Origin of the sequence: Arthrobacter gyeryongensis (assembly GCF_039543785.1) — a bacterium.
GTDB lineage: Bacteria > Actinomycetota > Actinomycetes > Actinomycetales > Micrococcaceae > Arthrobacter > Arthrobacter gyeryongensis.
The window spans coordinates 345,007-358,024 of the sequence record NZ_BAABKK010000010.1 but is presented as its reverse complement, the minus strand read 5'-3'; the positions used below and the strand labels follow the sequence as shown (position 1 = coordinate 358,024).

The 13,018-nt window shown below is 62.1% G+C and carries 13 protein-coding genes and 1 pseudogene; 2 read left to right on the top strand and 12 right to left on the bottom strand.

All coding sequences use genetic code 11. The features are described from left to right. Positions 1–86: 86 nt before the first annotated feature. The 5 genes from ABEA18_RS08385 to ABEA18_RS08365 form a co-directional block, all read right to left on the bottom strand. Positions 87–1,871, bottom strand: a complete 1,785-nt coding sequence (locus tag ABEA18_RS08385; RefSeq protein WP_345448800.1) for a sensor histidine kinase — start codon at positions 1,869–1,871, stop codon at positions 87–89. Continuing rightward, entirely contained in the window at positions 1,868–2,527 is a 660-nt protein-coding gene (locus tag ABEA18_RS08380) for a response regulator (RefSeq protein WP_345448797.1), read from the bottom strand. Before ABEA18_RS08380 ends, ABEA18_RS08385 begins: the two co-directional genes overlap by 4 nt. A gap of 340 nt (positions 2,528–2,867) precedes the next feature. Beyond that, positions 2,868–3,164, bottom strand: a complete 297-nt coding sequence (locus ABEA18_RS08375; protein WP_345448795.1) for a hypothetical protein — start codon at positions 3,162–3,164, stop codon at positions 2,868–2,870. Between the two features lie 106 nt (positions 3,165–3,270). Beyond that, positions 3,271–3,438 carry a hypothetical protein gene (locus ABEA18_RS08370; protein WP_345448792.1) on the bottom strand — a complete coding sequence of 56 codons (168 nt, stop codon included), beginning with the start codon at positions 3,436–3,438 and terminating at the stop codon, positions 3,271–3,273. Positions 3,439–3,510: 72 nt separating this feature from the next. After that, positions 3,511–4,554 carry a hypothetical protein gene (locus tag ABEA18_RS08365; protein ID WP_345448790.1) on the bottom strand — a complete coding sequence of 348 codons (1,044 nt, stop codon included), beginning with the start codon at positions 4,552–4,554 and terminating at the stop codon, positions 3,511–3,513. A 473-nt stretch (positions 4,555–5,027) separates the two neighbouring features. Here ABEA18_RS08365 and ABEA18_RS08360 point away from each other — a divergent pair, with 473 nt between their 5' ends. Beyond that, complete coding sequence (locus tag ABEA18_RS08360; protein ID WP_345448788.1) at positions 5,028–5,603, top strand: NAD(P)-binding domain-containing protein; 576 nt, start codon at positions 5,028–5,030, stop codon at positions 5,601–5,603. A gap of 12 nt (positions 5,604–5,615) precedes the next feature. On the opposite strand, the gene ABEA18_RS08355 is transcribed toward ABEA18_RS08360, so the two are convergent. The 7 genes and pseudogenes from ABEA18_RS08355 to ABEA18_RS24780 form a co-directional block, all read right to left on the bottom strand. Then, positions 5,616–5,984, bottom strand: a complete 369-nt coding sequence (locus ABEA18_RS08355; protein WP_345448786.1) for a hypothetical protein — start codon at positions 5,982–5,984, stop codon at positions 5,616–5,618. Positions 5,985–6,248: 264 nt separating this feature from the next. After that, positions 6,249–7,754 (bottom strand): FAD-dependent oxidoreductase, encoded by a 1,506-nt coding sequence (locus ABEA18_RS08350; protein WP_345448784.1) that lies wholly within the window; start codon positions 7,752–7,754, stop codon positions 6,249–6,251. A gap of 199 nt (positions 7,755–7,953) precedes the next feature. Then, on the bottom strand, positions 7,954–9,045 hold the full coding sequence (locus ABEA18_RS08345; RefSeq protein ID WP_345448782.1) for an EAL domain-containing protein: 1,092 nt from the start codon (positions 9,043–9,045) through the stop codon (positions 7,954–7,956). Between the two features lie 139 nt (positions 9,046–9,184). Further along, positions 9,185–10,003 carry a class I SAM-dependent methyltransferase gene (locus tag ABEA18_RS08340; RefSeq protein WP_345448780.1) on the bottom strand — a complete coding sequence of 273 codons (819 nt, stop codon included), beginning with the start codon at positions 10,001–10,003 and terminating at the stop codon, positions 9,185–9,187. Positions 10,004–10,012: 9 nt separating this feature from the next. Beyond that, positions 10,013–11,551 (bottom strand): putative bifunctional diguanylate cyclase/phosphodiesterase, encoded by a 1,539-nt coding sequence (locus ABEA18_RS08335; protein ID WP_345448778.1) that lies wholly within the window; start codon positions 11,549–11,551, stop codon positions 10,013–10,015. Positions 11,552–11,587: 36 nt separating this feature from the next. Further along, positions 11,588–11,698, bottom strand: a complete 111-nt coding sequence (locus ABEA18_RS24785; RefSeq protein WP_486303808.1) for a DUF7793 family protein — start codon at positions 11,696–11,698, stop codon at positions 11,588–11,590. Between the two features lie 118 nt (positions 11,699–11,816). After that, a pseudogene (locus ABEA18_RS24780) lies at positions 11,817–11,957 on the bottom strand (STAS/SEC14 domain-containing protein); the annotation flags it as partial. A gap of 232 nt (positions 11,958–12,189) precedes the next feature. On the opposite strand from ABEA18_RS24780, the gene ABEA18_RS08330 reads away from it, so the two are divergent. Next, on the top strand, positions 12,190–13,005 hold the full coding sequence (locus tag ABEA18_RS08330; RefSeq protein ID WP_345448777.1) for an MBL fold metallo-hydrolase: 816 nt from the start codon (positions 12,190–12,192) through the stop codon (positions 13,003–13,005). The last annotated feature ends 13 nt before the right edge of the window (positions 13,006–13,018 follow it).

Below are 13,018 nucleotides of genomic sequence, written 5' to 3'. Positions count from 1 at the left end.
GTCCTCTTACCAATGCGGGGATGTGGGCGGCAGCGCTGCACTGGATCTAAGACTACTATCTGCTCACACAGAGACCCACCGCTGGCTCACGCAAGGCTCACCCGAAGGACGACGTTTTTGCCGTCTTCGCTGAGTGTGACTTCCTTGGACAGGGCCTGTAGCGTTGTCATCCCGAGGCTGGGGCGGACCGGGCCTCGGAGCCGGCCAGGGGAACTGATTGATATGTGAATAGCTCCGGTTTCCGCGGCCGCTCGCGTTGGCCGCAGCTCGTGGACCGACATCGTGACTCGGACATGGTTTCGTTCACCGTGGCGGATGGCGTTGGTGAAGCCTTCTGAGAGAACCTCGATGACTGCCTCAGTTCTGGCGGGGTCCTCGTCACATAAGGCCCACACTTCACGGTCAATGTCGCACGCCAGCTTCAGCACGCGGCCCCAGGTACTCAGCAGGTCTTGGATACTCGGTGCCCCGCGCCCGGCCTGTCCGGAGGAATCCTCCAAGATCTCACTCTGCGCAGCAGCTACGGCACGCGTGAGGATATCCCTGACATGTTGCGGGGCCAGATCCTCTGGGTCGTTCCCACCGGAGGCAGCCAGGGCGAGGGCGCTCGAAACCAGGTTCCCCTGGAGCTTGGTGTGCAGGATCCTGGCGATCCTCCGGCGGGTGTGAAGCAGCTTCTGGTGCACGCGGTCGGCAAGCTTGAGTTGCTCGTTGAGCGAGCCGGCCAGCCTGACTTCATGCCGCCGTCGTTGGCGTTCGGCAGCTCGAAGAACCGCCACGGTGAGTGCAGTCAGCGGATAGGCCCAGATGGCGGACCAGTAGAAGAACGGAGCATAGCCGAACGCGTCCTGCAGTAGGCAGGTCACCGACGCGCCAATTGCGGCCGTGCCTGCGTAGCAGAGGGTCAAGGCGGAAATTCGCCGCAGGGGACTGGTGATCCTCCGTACCGTCCGGGCCGTCACAGCGTTCCCGGCAAGCAGGATGGCCCCGCCCACAACCCATTGCACAAGCAGGAAGAGGAGGTCGTATTCCGCCAGCAGGCGCACTGAGATGAGCGATTCGAAGAGCAGCACAGGCAATGCGAGCGGTGCAGCGCGGATCAAGTCCGTGAGTCCCTCGGTGCGTTCTGCACTGGAAGGCGGCTGCGGAGGGGGTGTCTCAGGCGGCAAAGGTGTGTGGTCGTGGAAGAGCTGGTGGCTCATCGGGCGGACGACGTCATCGGAGATCGTCCGCAGCAGGCGTGAGGCCTCGGACCTGTCGAGGGTTGTCGTCATCCGCGCAGAGAGGACCGTGTCAAGACGCTTGGAGAGTTGGGTGACATAGTCGGAACGGATCGAGCTCAAGCGCTGCTCATCGAATCCGAGCTGCGCCTCAATCGCAGCCCGAGCAGCGCGGAGCCGGCGTTCAAGCACGGCATGCCCGCGGATGGAGTCCGTCAGCATCGCGATCGCCGAGAGGAAGACGAGGGCCGCGCCGCTGTTGATGAGGACGCGGGCCCAGAGATCCTCACTCAGGTCCGCAATATTCAGGGCCCGCGCGGACCAGATTACGAGGAGCGGGCGGCAGGCGCCCAGGAACGCGAAGGTGCCGAACGCCGTCGTGATTCTGCCTTTGAGGCTCGGCCGTGCCGTGATCAAGGGGCGAAGGAGTATCCCCAGAAGGCCAAGCAGGACGTGCACGATAAACACGATCGCCGTGCCGGAACCTCCCACAGCCGGCGTGACCGATCCCGTCCCAGCGAGCGTGATCGATCCGGCGAACATGTTCATGACCGTCAGCGCCAAGGGCAAGGTCAGAAGCCACGACCAGAGGCTCAGCGCATTCCTACCGCCGATACCCCGGGCCCAGAGCGCGGGGGAGCGGCCGCTCATTGATCGCTATCGGCAGGGGCCGGCAATCCAAACGTGCGCGAGTACAGCGTTGCCGCGGCAACCCGCGGATTGACGTCCGGATTGCGGTTCAGGCCAAGGGCTTCGAACGTGCGCGAAACGGCCTTCTCCACGGAGCGCATGCTGCTTCCCCGTTGTTTGGCGATTTCGGCGTTCGACCATCCCTCCGCGATCATGCGCAGGATATCCAGCTGTACGCGGGTCAGGGCGCCGATCTTCGCTGCGTCCGACGCCACAGGGGGAGTCACGGTGACGGGGAGCTCCACGAGGGTCGAGTTGACTGCACTGATGAGGCCGTCCACCGAGTCGAGGGACGACTTGTTGACGAAGGTTGATCCCGCCGGCAACTCGGAAAAGGGAGCTTCCGACGGATAGTTGGTGAGGAAAACAATGGCGCACCCCGGCGAGAGCGATTTCGCGACGTGCGCCAGTTCGACGCCGTTGGGCCGGGTTCCCAGATCGATGTCAGTCACAAGAACATCGGGATCGACGGCGGCGAACATGGATATTGCCTCGGACGCCGACGCGCAGTCATGCACTTCGAAGTCCGCGCCCCTCAAGGCATCAGCGACCAGCCCCCGCATGAATGGCTGATCTTCGACAACCAGCACCCGCCGAACCCACCCCATAGCCCCCATGGTTGAAGGCTATCCGAGCACGCCCATTGATTCACCAGCAGTGCCGCTTGGTTACGGCTCAGGACGGATTACGACGGCGGCGCGCTCGCGGTACGTTTCGCGACGTTGTCTGCCGGAGTGCTTGCCTCAGTGGCGCAGTGCGATCGTGACCACGAAAATTGTTGCGGCAGCCAAAATCGCCAATCCAACGTAGGACAGCTTCCGCTGAAACCTTCTCCGGCGCTCTCGCCGTGCATCCCTGGCCAAATATCCCGTGCTGAAGTTCCCCATGCCGCGAGGATAGCCCGGCTGAATGTCCGGTTGTGTCCCGGGGTTCGGGTATTGCGACCGGGTTCGCTGCCTACTGGTCCTTCGCATGGTTGTAGAGAAGGTCCGGGATCTGGTTTCGGAGGATGTGTGCTGCGATGCCGAGTGCAACGAGTGATGCACCGAGCGGGGCAAGCCCGAAGCGTACGACCGAACCGATGAAGCCTGTCAGCCAGAGGCCAACACGCCCGCCAGCACCTCCTTGGAGCGAGAAAAGCAGCGAAAGTAAGTTCGTGGCCAACGTTTCGAAGATGACCCCGCCCGCGCAGACAATCACGCCAATAATGAGTAGTCGGTTTCTTACTTGGGCAAAAACATGAGGGGTTTGCATTTGAAGGTCCTATTCATATTGAGCCTCCGACGGGCGTAGGGAGCGCCCCGCCCCACGGGTGAGACGCTCCCCTCCGCGCAATGATTGCGCGGCGTCGATCGAGAAACTAGGAAGGCGGCTCCCGGTAAGCGTGCCCCAACGGGTGGCGATCGAGCTCGGCTGCGCGTGCACGCGCGGCCTTCTCCCTCCGATAAAGAACTACTTCATTGATCACGTAGGAAACCAGGACCGCCGATGGCAAGAGGATTCGAAGCCACAGGTCCCATTCGGTCATAAAAAGGATCGCTAGGGACACCATAAACATCGGCGGATGCACGTAGTTGTACCATTTCACGATTGCCTTCTCTCAGAAGCCACAATCGCGCCCAGGCATATCCCGGAGCGGAGCGGACGGTTTAGCGAGATTGATGCCGTAGCACTTTGTCGCAACCAGGCTGGCACCCTTGAACGCGCCACTGATGATACCGATGGCAGACACAGCACGGCCGACGCCGATCACCACACAAATCTGGCTCACGACTTGTCCGATCCATCCGGTGAGCTTGCTAAACGTGCAGCCTGCCCATGTTCCGCCCACGAACACCGCGGCCGAGAGGCCTGCTAGCACCTGCAACTCGGCGCCGGTGAGAGCGAGGACTGGCCACGGTACCCACTGAATGCTCGGATCGGCCGTTAGGGGAAATGCGTTCGAGGAATTGAAGTCGATGCGCTGAACTAAGGCGCCATCCTCAAACCTGAATGTCGTCGGCACCGGCTTCCCCGCGGCATCGAATGCCCATGGGGCGACAATGGCGCTTGTAACTCTTCCCTCGATGTCTCGAATGAGGACGGAACCGTCAGCTTCCACCTTCGCCGTGGATCCAGCCGAGAGAGCCAGCGGGAATCGGTAATCGCGAGGTGACTTATCCGATTCGACGGTTATCAGCGTCTGCGAGCCGTGTGGAGTGCTGTACGTAGTCGTTGTCGCGCCGGACAGGGCGGTTGTCAAAAGTGGTGCGCCTTCGCCAATAAAGTGCCCGATCGGGACGCCCTTAAGCTGGGCAGGTCTCGTCTCTGACTTTTTGCCGGGAACGGTAATCCGTACCGCACCCGAGGGGGATTGCGTTTGGACTGCCGCGGTTCCGGGTGCGTTCCCGTCCATCACATTCACGCCGTCGTGCTTCTTGGCGATTTCATGCGGCGGACTGGCACTTGGCCCGGGCGACAACCCCTGATCCCAGGCGACAGGCTGGACTCCGCGACCGGTGTCAGCTCGTATCCGCTGATGTTCCTGTTCCTGGGGTGCCGTGTTCCTTTGAGCAGTACCTGCCTGTGCCGGTGCGGCAATAAGGATGGTCGCAATCAAAGAAAGACATGCGGTAGCTGAGGCAATAATATTTAGACGCTGCAAGGAAAGCTCCTATTCATATAGGCGCCCCCTGAGACCCACAGCTTGCACGAAATCATACGGCCTTTTTGCCTTTGTTGGAAGGGAATTTCGAGCAAAACTCGTTTTACTTGAGTTCCTAATTTGGCATTTCAAAGGAAGGATTAGCGTAGTTGGCTGTGGTTAGGGTTTCCCGTTCTACGACTCGTTGGTCTCTCGCATTTCCCCGGAGGGACATGGGCTGCGAAGCCTTCCCGGGGCCCGCGCTGGGGACTAGGATGCCGGAATGAAAGTTACCTTGCTCCGTGGGGAGGCCGAGGGCGGCCCTGATTGCCCGCATCAATTCGTTGGTCGCTGCGATGATTGCCGCGACGCCGAACAAAATTCGAGCGGTGAATCCGGTGGGCACGGGCCAGTAGGCCCCAGCGAATAGCCGGCGTGGGGCCTCCGAGCGTTGTCCTTCGTCGGTGTTGCCTCGAAGTGAATAGGTGGAATCCATGCGGATTACCGTGATTGGACGGGGTCACGTCGGCGGCGCCTTGGCGCGACGCTGGACGGCTGCAGGCCACGACGTGACTACGCTCGGCCGGGACGGCGGTGATGCCGCCGGCGCCGACGTCGTGGTGGTTGCCATTCCGGGAGACTCGATCGCCGTCGGGCTCGCCAATATTGCCGGACTTGACGGTCAGGTGACAATCGACGCCAGCAATACCTTCGGCGACCGGCCGCCCGGCTACGACTCGATCGCCCAACAGGTCAAGGCGATCATCGGCGGACCCACTGCAAAGGCCTTCAACACCAACTTCGCTTCGATCTATGACACCGTCGACGCGGAGCCAATGCCACCGGGAACCCTTTTCGCGACCGACGCCGACGCCCGCGAGGCAACCGAGCAACTCATCCGGGACGCAGGATTCGAGCCGATACATCTTGGCGACCTGGCAAAGGCTCCGCTCCTGGAAAGTCTCATCACTTTGACCTCAACGCTCGACAGGGGAGAACTCGGTCCGTTCTTCTACCGCTTCAACCGCCCCGGCGAGCTGGCGGCGCAGTTAGGCCTTAACCCACGCTGAGCGGTGCGGCGATCACGATTGACCTCCACGGACATCCTCCGGCTTCACGTAGGGTCCGTGCTTGCGTGCCCATGCGAAACAGCCGATGAAAAGGGCCGCTGCAAGGACCGGAATGAGGTACCAGCCGAGTTCGCTTCCCCGGAGCAAAAGTGCAACGTTGAAGGTGATGATGCCGCTGAACACTGGGACCGGTGCGCCCGTCGCCCCAGACCTCATCACGTCCCGTCGCCATTGACCGTACAGGGCGGCGGTCGCAAGAAACCCCGCCATGAGGAAACCGCCCAGAACGAGAACGAGCGGAACAGGAGCCAACCCGACGACAATCACAGTGGCGCCCAGCAACCCACTCAAAGTCAACCAGTATCTAGATCGCGCGGTCATTAGTCTCTTGTCCGCCAAGTCAGGAGCCTCTATTGAAGTCGATAATCGCGCCGCCAACGAAAAACGCCGCTGATCGGCGCCGGTCCTTAGCTTCAGAATAAGTGCCGGCATCTGCCACTGACTATCCGATGGACAAGAAATGAGTGACTGAATCGGAAAATTGAGTATTCGAACGGCAAATCTTGTGAGTCTCTACCCGCACACTCAGTAGTCCTCCCCGTTCAATCGCATTGAACGAGGGGGAAATATCGAACGCTGAACGCCCTACTGCAGCTTGAACAAATTGTGTGTCGCCGGACCCTCCAGCAGCTTTCCCGCGGCCGTGTAGCGCGAACCGTGCAGCGGGCAGTCCCAGGACTTCTCGGCGTCGTTCCAGTGCAGGATCCCACCCAGGTGCGCGCATTCCGCGGACACCCTGCACACCACGCCGTCCACCTTGCAGATAGCCGCAGGCTTCCCGTGGAATAGCCCTGTGACGCCCGTGCCCTCCTCGGGGTTGGTTTCCTCCGTGATGGCCGGCTTCTGCTTCAGGGCTGCCTTGTCCCGGAAATTCTGCTGCTGTGTCTCTACGTTGAACGAAATCATCGACGCTGCCCCGCGGGGACCCGTGACCCGGCGGTGGATGGTGTGGGCCCACTCCAGCTTTTCGCCACGGATATCGGCGGTGATATCCAGCGCCGCCGCAACACCATTTGTCATGCCCCACTTGTTGTAGCCGGTGCCGAAGAAGATCTTCCCGTGGCCCCGGGGGAGCTTGCCGAAGAACGGCATGAGATTGCCGGCCTGGTAGTCCTGTGCGGACCACGTGTGCGTCACCTCAGCGTCGGGATAATACCGTTGCGCCCAGCCGAGCAGCTCATTCACATGGACCTGCGTCGACGGCGCCCGGCCGCCAGCGTGCCCGAACCCGCCCACCAGAAGCAGCGCCCCGCCGTCGGGCATTGGATAGTCCCTCAAGGAGCGGGTTGGCGGCTCGGCGGAAAGGTACATTCCCGGAGGCGGGCTCACTCCGTCCGGCAGCCGCAGCGCGGCGGCGTACGAGCGGTTCGGCCGCAGCTTCGCGAAGTAGAGCCCGCGGTTCAGGATGGGTGTCCCGGTGGCGAGCACCACGTAACGGGCGCGGACCTCACCCTTCCTGGTGACCACGGTCAGGGGATCGCCGTTGCTGACGTTCATGACGCGGATACCTTCCACGATGCTGCCGCCGGCAGCCCGAACATCGGCAGCGAGCGCATCCAAGACGTCCATCGGGTTGAACTGCGCCTGCTTCGCGAGCCGCAAGGCGTCGTCGACGTCGAACGGCAGCCCCGTCTCCCGGGTGGACTTGACGTTGAGTCCCGCAGCCCGGGCCACAAAGGCTTCGGCGCGGAGCCGATCCGCGCCGGCCGGGGTGGTGGCGAAGGTGTAGGCATCCCGATACTGGAAAGGCACACTCCGCTCCTCGAGATAGGTGAGCAACCACTTCTGGCCTGCCCTGTTCGCATCAACGTAGGCACGGACCACGTCCACGGGATACTGGTTTCGCAGCGCGGACAAGGCTGTGCCCTGCAACAGGCTCAACTTGGCCGTGGTGTTTCCGGTGTTGACCGCCCCGATATGCCGGGCCTCGAGGACCAGCACGCTGCTCCCGGTCCGTGCCAGCATGAGCGCCGTGGCCAGGCCCGTAATTCCCGCGCCGACCACGACGACGTCGTAACTGTTCCCAGGCGTGAATTCATCAGGGCTCGCGGCTGCGGAAGCCTCGCGCGTGTCTAGCCACAAAGAAGTCATAGCGGTCCCACGTCCCTTCAGCCGGGTGCGGTCCACACCGGAAGTAGCGCGGCGGCGGCCCGGTAGTGCCAGAGAAGCAGAAGGCCACCAGAGAATCAATAGGGGAGCCCCGACGTCGCGGTTTGCTCAGTGCCGAGTCCACGCAAGCAGGGCCCGGAAGCGCCCGGTTCGCCCGGTAACTGCCTGAGGCGCCCGTTCGTCAGCCCCGCGTGGTCCGGCCGCGACCGCCCGGGGAGGCAAGATGCCGGGCACGCCCGCCCCACTTGGCCCATTCGCTGGGCTGGACCGAGGGCCGCCCAAGGTGATAACCCTGTCCGAGGGTTACGCCCAGGCCAGCAAGAGCGGCGAGTTCGTCCTTGGTTTCGATGCGTTGCGCAGTCAAGGCCGCCCCGATCTCCCGCGCGAACGCTACCTCCGCCTCGACGAGTTCCTGCCGGAGGGAATCCAGCTCGAGGCCTGCAGTCAGATTCCGCTCCAGCTTGATCATCTCCGGCTTGAGTCGAAGAATATGGCTGGCCCCGGCGAAGAAGGAACCGGTGTTTTCAATGGACAAGCGCACGCCGGCACTGCGCAGCGGAGCCAGCGCCGCATCAAGCGAAGCGGCTTGTTCCTGAGGGAACCTCCCGGAGATTTCAAGGATGACCCGGGCGGGTGCCAGCGGACTCTGATCGAAAAGCCCAGGAAGGCGCGGATCCAAGCAGACTTCGTCGGAAAGCTTCAACGCCACGAATAGGTGGGGCGGCAGCTTAAGCGCGGCCTCGAGCCCGGACTCCAACGCCGCGAATTCAAGATCCGTTCGGAGCCCCGAATCCCCGGCTTCCGCGAACCAGTAATCGGCAGGGTCCCCGCTATCGCTGACGAAGCGGGTCAAAGCCTCGGCGCCGACGACGGTGGCTGTGGTGAGGTCGAAAACGGGCTGGAAGGCGGTCATCAGCATCCGGTCCCTGAGAACGGCCTCGAGACGCGCGCTGCTCGGGTGCTGCGACTCCGGCTCGCGTTGCTCCGGCTCGGGCTCGGGCTCGTCCGGCGCGTCCTGCGGGGCCGGCTGTTCCGACCTGAGCGAAGACAGGTGTTCCAGCAGCGCCTCTTCCGGACGCCCGGGGTGGGCGGCGATGTGCTGGCGAAGTTCTTCGCGCACGGCATCCGTTGCCTGCGATGAGTCCGACAAGACTTCCTCGATGATTTCCAGGACCTGCAGGCGTAGCCCACACAGCTGCTCGAGGGGCGGCTCCACAGTCTCCGGACTGGCCCGCATCCCCGCGTCGGTCAAAGACGGTTTCTTCGTCGACATGAAATTATTCCTTTGCTTTTAGCTCCGGCTGAGCCCAGGACCTGCAAACTAAGGGAATACTACAGCCGAACAATCCGGCGGTGGTGCATTGGAAAGAAATCTTCATCGGGATGTAACGCGCTTTGCGCACGGGGTGCAATTACACCCGTTCCTTTTCTGTTCCGGAATCTTTCGCGCCGGACAGGAGTGCGTAATATCCGGGAACCCACTGCGGAAGACCGCTGGCGTTCATCGGGACCACTTCGATGTTAACCGGGCCGTCTGCAATTAACTGCCAGTCCGAATCCGAAAATACGCCGTGCCGTTCCCTGGCACCGAAATGCCCGGGCCGGGGAAGGTTCTCCAAAGCGCGCCGGAGCTGCAGGGGCATGCTTTGCCGGGTGGCGCCGAGCTCGGTCAGGTAACCGAGGCTATTTCCGCGGAAGTTGGTTTCGGCCAGTAACATCCGGCCCCTGTCCCCGATGACGGTTCGGAGGTTGGCAGCCATGGCGGCCTGCTTGCCGGGTTTCAGGACGTGGAAGACTCCGCGGACAAAGACATTGGCAGGCCCAAGGCGCTCCAACAGGAGCTCTCCAGCACGTGCACCCGAAGCATCCAGAACCATGAAGTCGGCATTTTGGACGCCTTCTGCTTCTTTGCTCGCCATCTCGATCGCTCCCTTGGAGACGTCGATTCCGAGAACTCGTGGAAATAGGCCTGCAAGCCAGCGGGTGTGGGTACCGTTGCCGCACCCGACGTCGACTACCGGAAGAGCTGGATCAAAGTGGGCCGCAATCGCGTCCGAGTACTGCGCACGCTCGGCCGCCGAGTCCGAGTCCCAAAGCACGTCTCCGGAACGGCCAGTAGTGCGGATTCCGCGCCAGTATCCTTCCCACGCGGTGTCCGGATTTCTCGGTGCCCGGGATGCGAGGCGCACTACTGTGGGGACAAGCAACATCTGGTCCCAAAGCTTCGACATGCGCTAACTCTACAGACGCCGTGCGGGCCGGCGCAGTTGATCCGGTATTTCCGTGGCCGGTCCCGGATATCCGTAGAAGTAGCCTTGCCCGTACAGGCAACCCATGGCCTCCAGCTGGGCCGCCTGCTCGGCGGTTTCGATGCCTTCCACGGTCGCGTTGAGCCCCGCAGCGAAAATCAACTGCAGGATGGCAGAAACGAACTTTTGCTGCCGGGGGTCCGACTCCATGTCCTTGATGAGGGACTGATCGACCTTCACAGTGTCTGCCGGAAGCGACCTGAGGTAGCTGATGGACGAATAGCCGGTACCGAAATCGTCAATTTGCAGCCCCACACCAAGCTCCCGGAGCCCGCTAAGGACCTGTTCCTGTACGGTTTCACGTGACATCAATACGGTCTCGGTGATCTCCAAGATCAAACGCCGCGGATCCAAGCCATAGTTGGCCAGTGTGTCCCTGATGTCCTCCAGCAAGTCGGTTCGAAGCAGTTCGGCGGCCGAAAGATTGATGTGCAGGCAAAAGTCTGTCAGGTCCGGGTCTGTTTGGCTCCAGCGCCTCATTTGGGCGAGACCTTCATGGAGCACCCATCGTCCCAGCTCAAAGATCAAGCCGGTTTCTTCTGCGATGCCAATGAAGCTGCCCGGCATGATGGTTCCGCGGACAGGGTGATGCCATCGGATAAGGGCTTCGACGCCGATGACGCGGCCGGAAGCCAACTCGACCACCGGCTGATACACCAGCGCCAGTTCCCCTCCGGTAACAGCGGTGCGGAGTTCGGCGGTTATTCGGGACCGCTCCTGAACGGCGTCGAGCATCTCCGGTTGGAAGAGTTGGACATTGTTACGGCCCCGCGCCTTTGCCTGATACATGGCAATGTCGGCGTCGCGCATCAGCGCCTCTGCACGGTCCCCCCGCTTGCCGATGCAAACGCCGATGCTCGCCATCGCCCAGACCGTTTCTATTCCGATACACATGCTGTCCTGGAGATACTCCGATGCGCGGTGCGCAATTCGAAGGACCTCCTCTTCCGAGGCCTCGGTAATGAGGATGGCAAACTCATCCCCGCCCAGCCGGGCCACAGTATCCTGTTCCCTGACGGCCGAGCGGAGACGTTTGGCAACTTCAACCAGCACGGCGTCACCGGCGCTGTGGCCCAGGATGTCATTTATGGCCTTGAATGAGTCCAGGTCCAGGAGCAACACGGCCGGGGCTTTTCCGCCGTCGGTGCTGGACAAGATTGCTCCGTGGATCCGCTCGGTAAGCAGCGTCCTGTTTGCGAGGCCGGTTAGGGCATCTGTCTTGGCCATCTGTTCCAGCTCAACCTGTGTTCGCCGCAACATGGCCGTGCGGGCGGCCACACGCTGTTCCAGATCCGCATGAATGTGGCCCAGTTCTTCAGCGAGCAGGTTGACTCCCGTGATGACAGCATCAATGTCATCCCGATGCTTCGAAGGTTGAATGCGTGCGTCCAGATCGCCGGCAGCCAATCGGACAACCCCGTCAACCAACAGCTGCAGGCGCGGGTCCTCGACGCTCTCCCTCGAGGTCACTTAATCCCTGCGGGCAGCAGCAAGTACATCCGGGGCTCACGCACCCGCATTTAGCCAGTCCAAGGCCTCGCTGCGCGAGGTAAAAAAGCGAGTCGGGCAAGGCGGGATATGCACTCCGAGGAAGAAGTTCGCCAGGACCCGGTCCACAGGCGACGTACCTAACAAAGCGATGCGCGAAGCGCCGCAGGGAATGGACCACACACCCGGCCTCCCGGCTAACAGAAGAGACGTCGGCCATGTCTACCAGCATTGGATGCTGAGCCTGCTGGCATAGCTCGTTGACTTTCGCCATGGCCGCCCGGGCATCCTCAACCTGAATGTCGACTCCGGGCCGCCAGCGCAAATGGAGGAGCCCGTCAACGCCCAAGTCGACACTGGCCTTTTCACCGTCCGTTTCCGGTAACACGAGCACGTCCTCCCCAGGCAGGCCGCCGAACCTAGCTGCAGCTAGTTAACAAGTAGCAACGCCAACCCCGATAGCGTAGCTTCCTGCGCATTGCTCCTCAAGCCCTCTTCCTGCGCTGTTGACCATTTTCGAACGGCCCGGTCTCAACTGCGCCTTTCCTCCCGGTCCTCCCGGCTCTACGTGGGTAGAATCGAGGCCTGAACACTGCCGGAACGCATCAGACGGAGAAACAATGTCAGCATGGCTCGAAGTCGGCCCTAACAACTACGTGTTGGAGACCGAAGGGTGCCTGCTCAATACGGGCCTCGTTGTAGGCACGGAACGAGCCATGGTGATCGACACCGGTTGCGGCCCCCGCCAAGGCCGGCAAATCCTCGCCGCAGTCCGCGAAAAGACCCAGCTGCCTCTCGTTGTCGTAAATACCCACGCCCACTACGACCACTACTTCGGTAACGCCGTTTTTGCCGACGACGGCGTCACCGAGTTTTGGGGGCACGTTAACTGTGCGGCGACAATCGACGACGACGGCGACCACCAGCGCCGCTTCGTCTCCGCCACCGAACCGGAGATGGCCGCGGGCAAGGGTGACGCCGTCGAACTCGTCATTCCCAACGCGATCGTCAAGGATCAGCCCGTCCTGGTCGACCTCGGCGGCCTCACCGCCACCCTGTTCTACCTGGGCCGCGGCCACACCGACGGCGACCTCCTGGTAGGCACGCCCAGCACCCTTTTCGCCGGTGACCTCGTGGAACAAGGCGCGCATCCCTCGTTCGAGGACTCCTACCCGGAAGATTGGGCAGACGTCCTGCGCCACATCTCGGCCCTGCGCCACCGCTACGAGTTCCTCATCCCCGGCCACGGCAAGCCCTGCAGCGACCAATTCGTGAAGACCATGGCCGACACCATGTCCACAGCGGTAAGGCAAGCGAGGCAGTCGATCAGGGACACGCCGTCGGACGCTACCAAGGCAATCCCGGTGCTTCCCTACGGACCCGAACAATCACGCTGGTTCATCAAGCGGCTCCAGGAGACGCAAGCACACCACTAAAGGGGTTGCTTGA

Coding starts and splice junctions, on each gene's coding strand:
- ABEA18_RS08385 (WP_345448800.1), bottom strand. CDS start 1,871: ATGAGCGGCCGCTCCCCCGCGCTCTGGGCCCGGGGTATCGGCGGTAGG.
- ABEA18_RS08380 (WP_345448797.1), bottom strand. CDS start 2,527: ATGGGGGCTATGGGGTGGGTTCGGCGGGTGCTGGTTGTCGAAGATCAG.
- ABEA18_RS08375 (WP_345448795.1), bottom strand. CDS start 3,164: ATGCAAACCCCTCATGTTTTTGCCCAAGTAAGAAACCGACTACTCATT.
- ABEA18_RS08370 (WP_345448792.1), bottom strand. CDS start 3,438: ATGACCGAATGGGACCTGTGGCTTCGAATCCTCTTGCCATCGGCGGTC.
- ABEA18_RS08360 (WP_345448788.1), top strand. CDS start 5,028: ATGCGGATTACCGTGATTGGACGGGGTCACGTCGGCGGCGCCTTGGCG.
- ABEA18_RS08355 (WP_345448786.1), bottom strand. CDS start 5,984: ATGACCGCGCGATCTAGATACTGGTTGACTTTGAGTGGGTTGCTGGGC.
- ABEA18_RS08350 (WP_345448784.1), bottom strand. CDS start 7,754: ATGACTTCTTTGTGGCTAGACACGCGCGAGGCTTCCGCAGCCGCGAGC.
- ABEA18_RS08345 (WP_345448782.1), bottom strand. CDS start 9,045: ATGTCGACGAAGAAACCGTCTTTGACCGACGCGGGGATGCGGGCCAGT.
- ABEA18_RS08340 (WP_345448780.1), bottom strand. CDS start 10,003: ATGTCGAAGCTTTGGGACCAGATGTTGCTTGTCCCCACAGTAGTGCGC.
- ABEA18_RS08330 (WP_345448777.1), top strand. CDS start 12,190: ATGTCAGCATGGCTCGAAGTCGGCCCTAACAACTACGTGTTGGAGACC.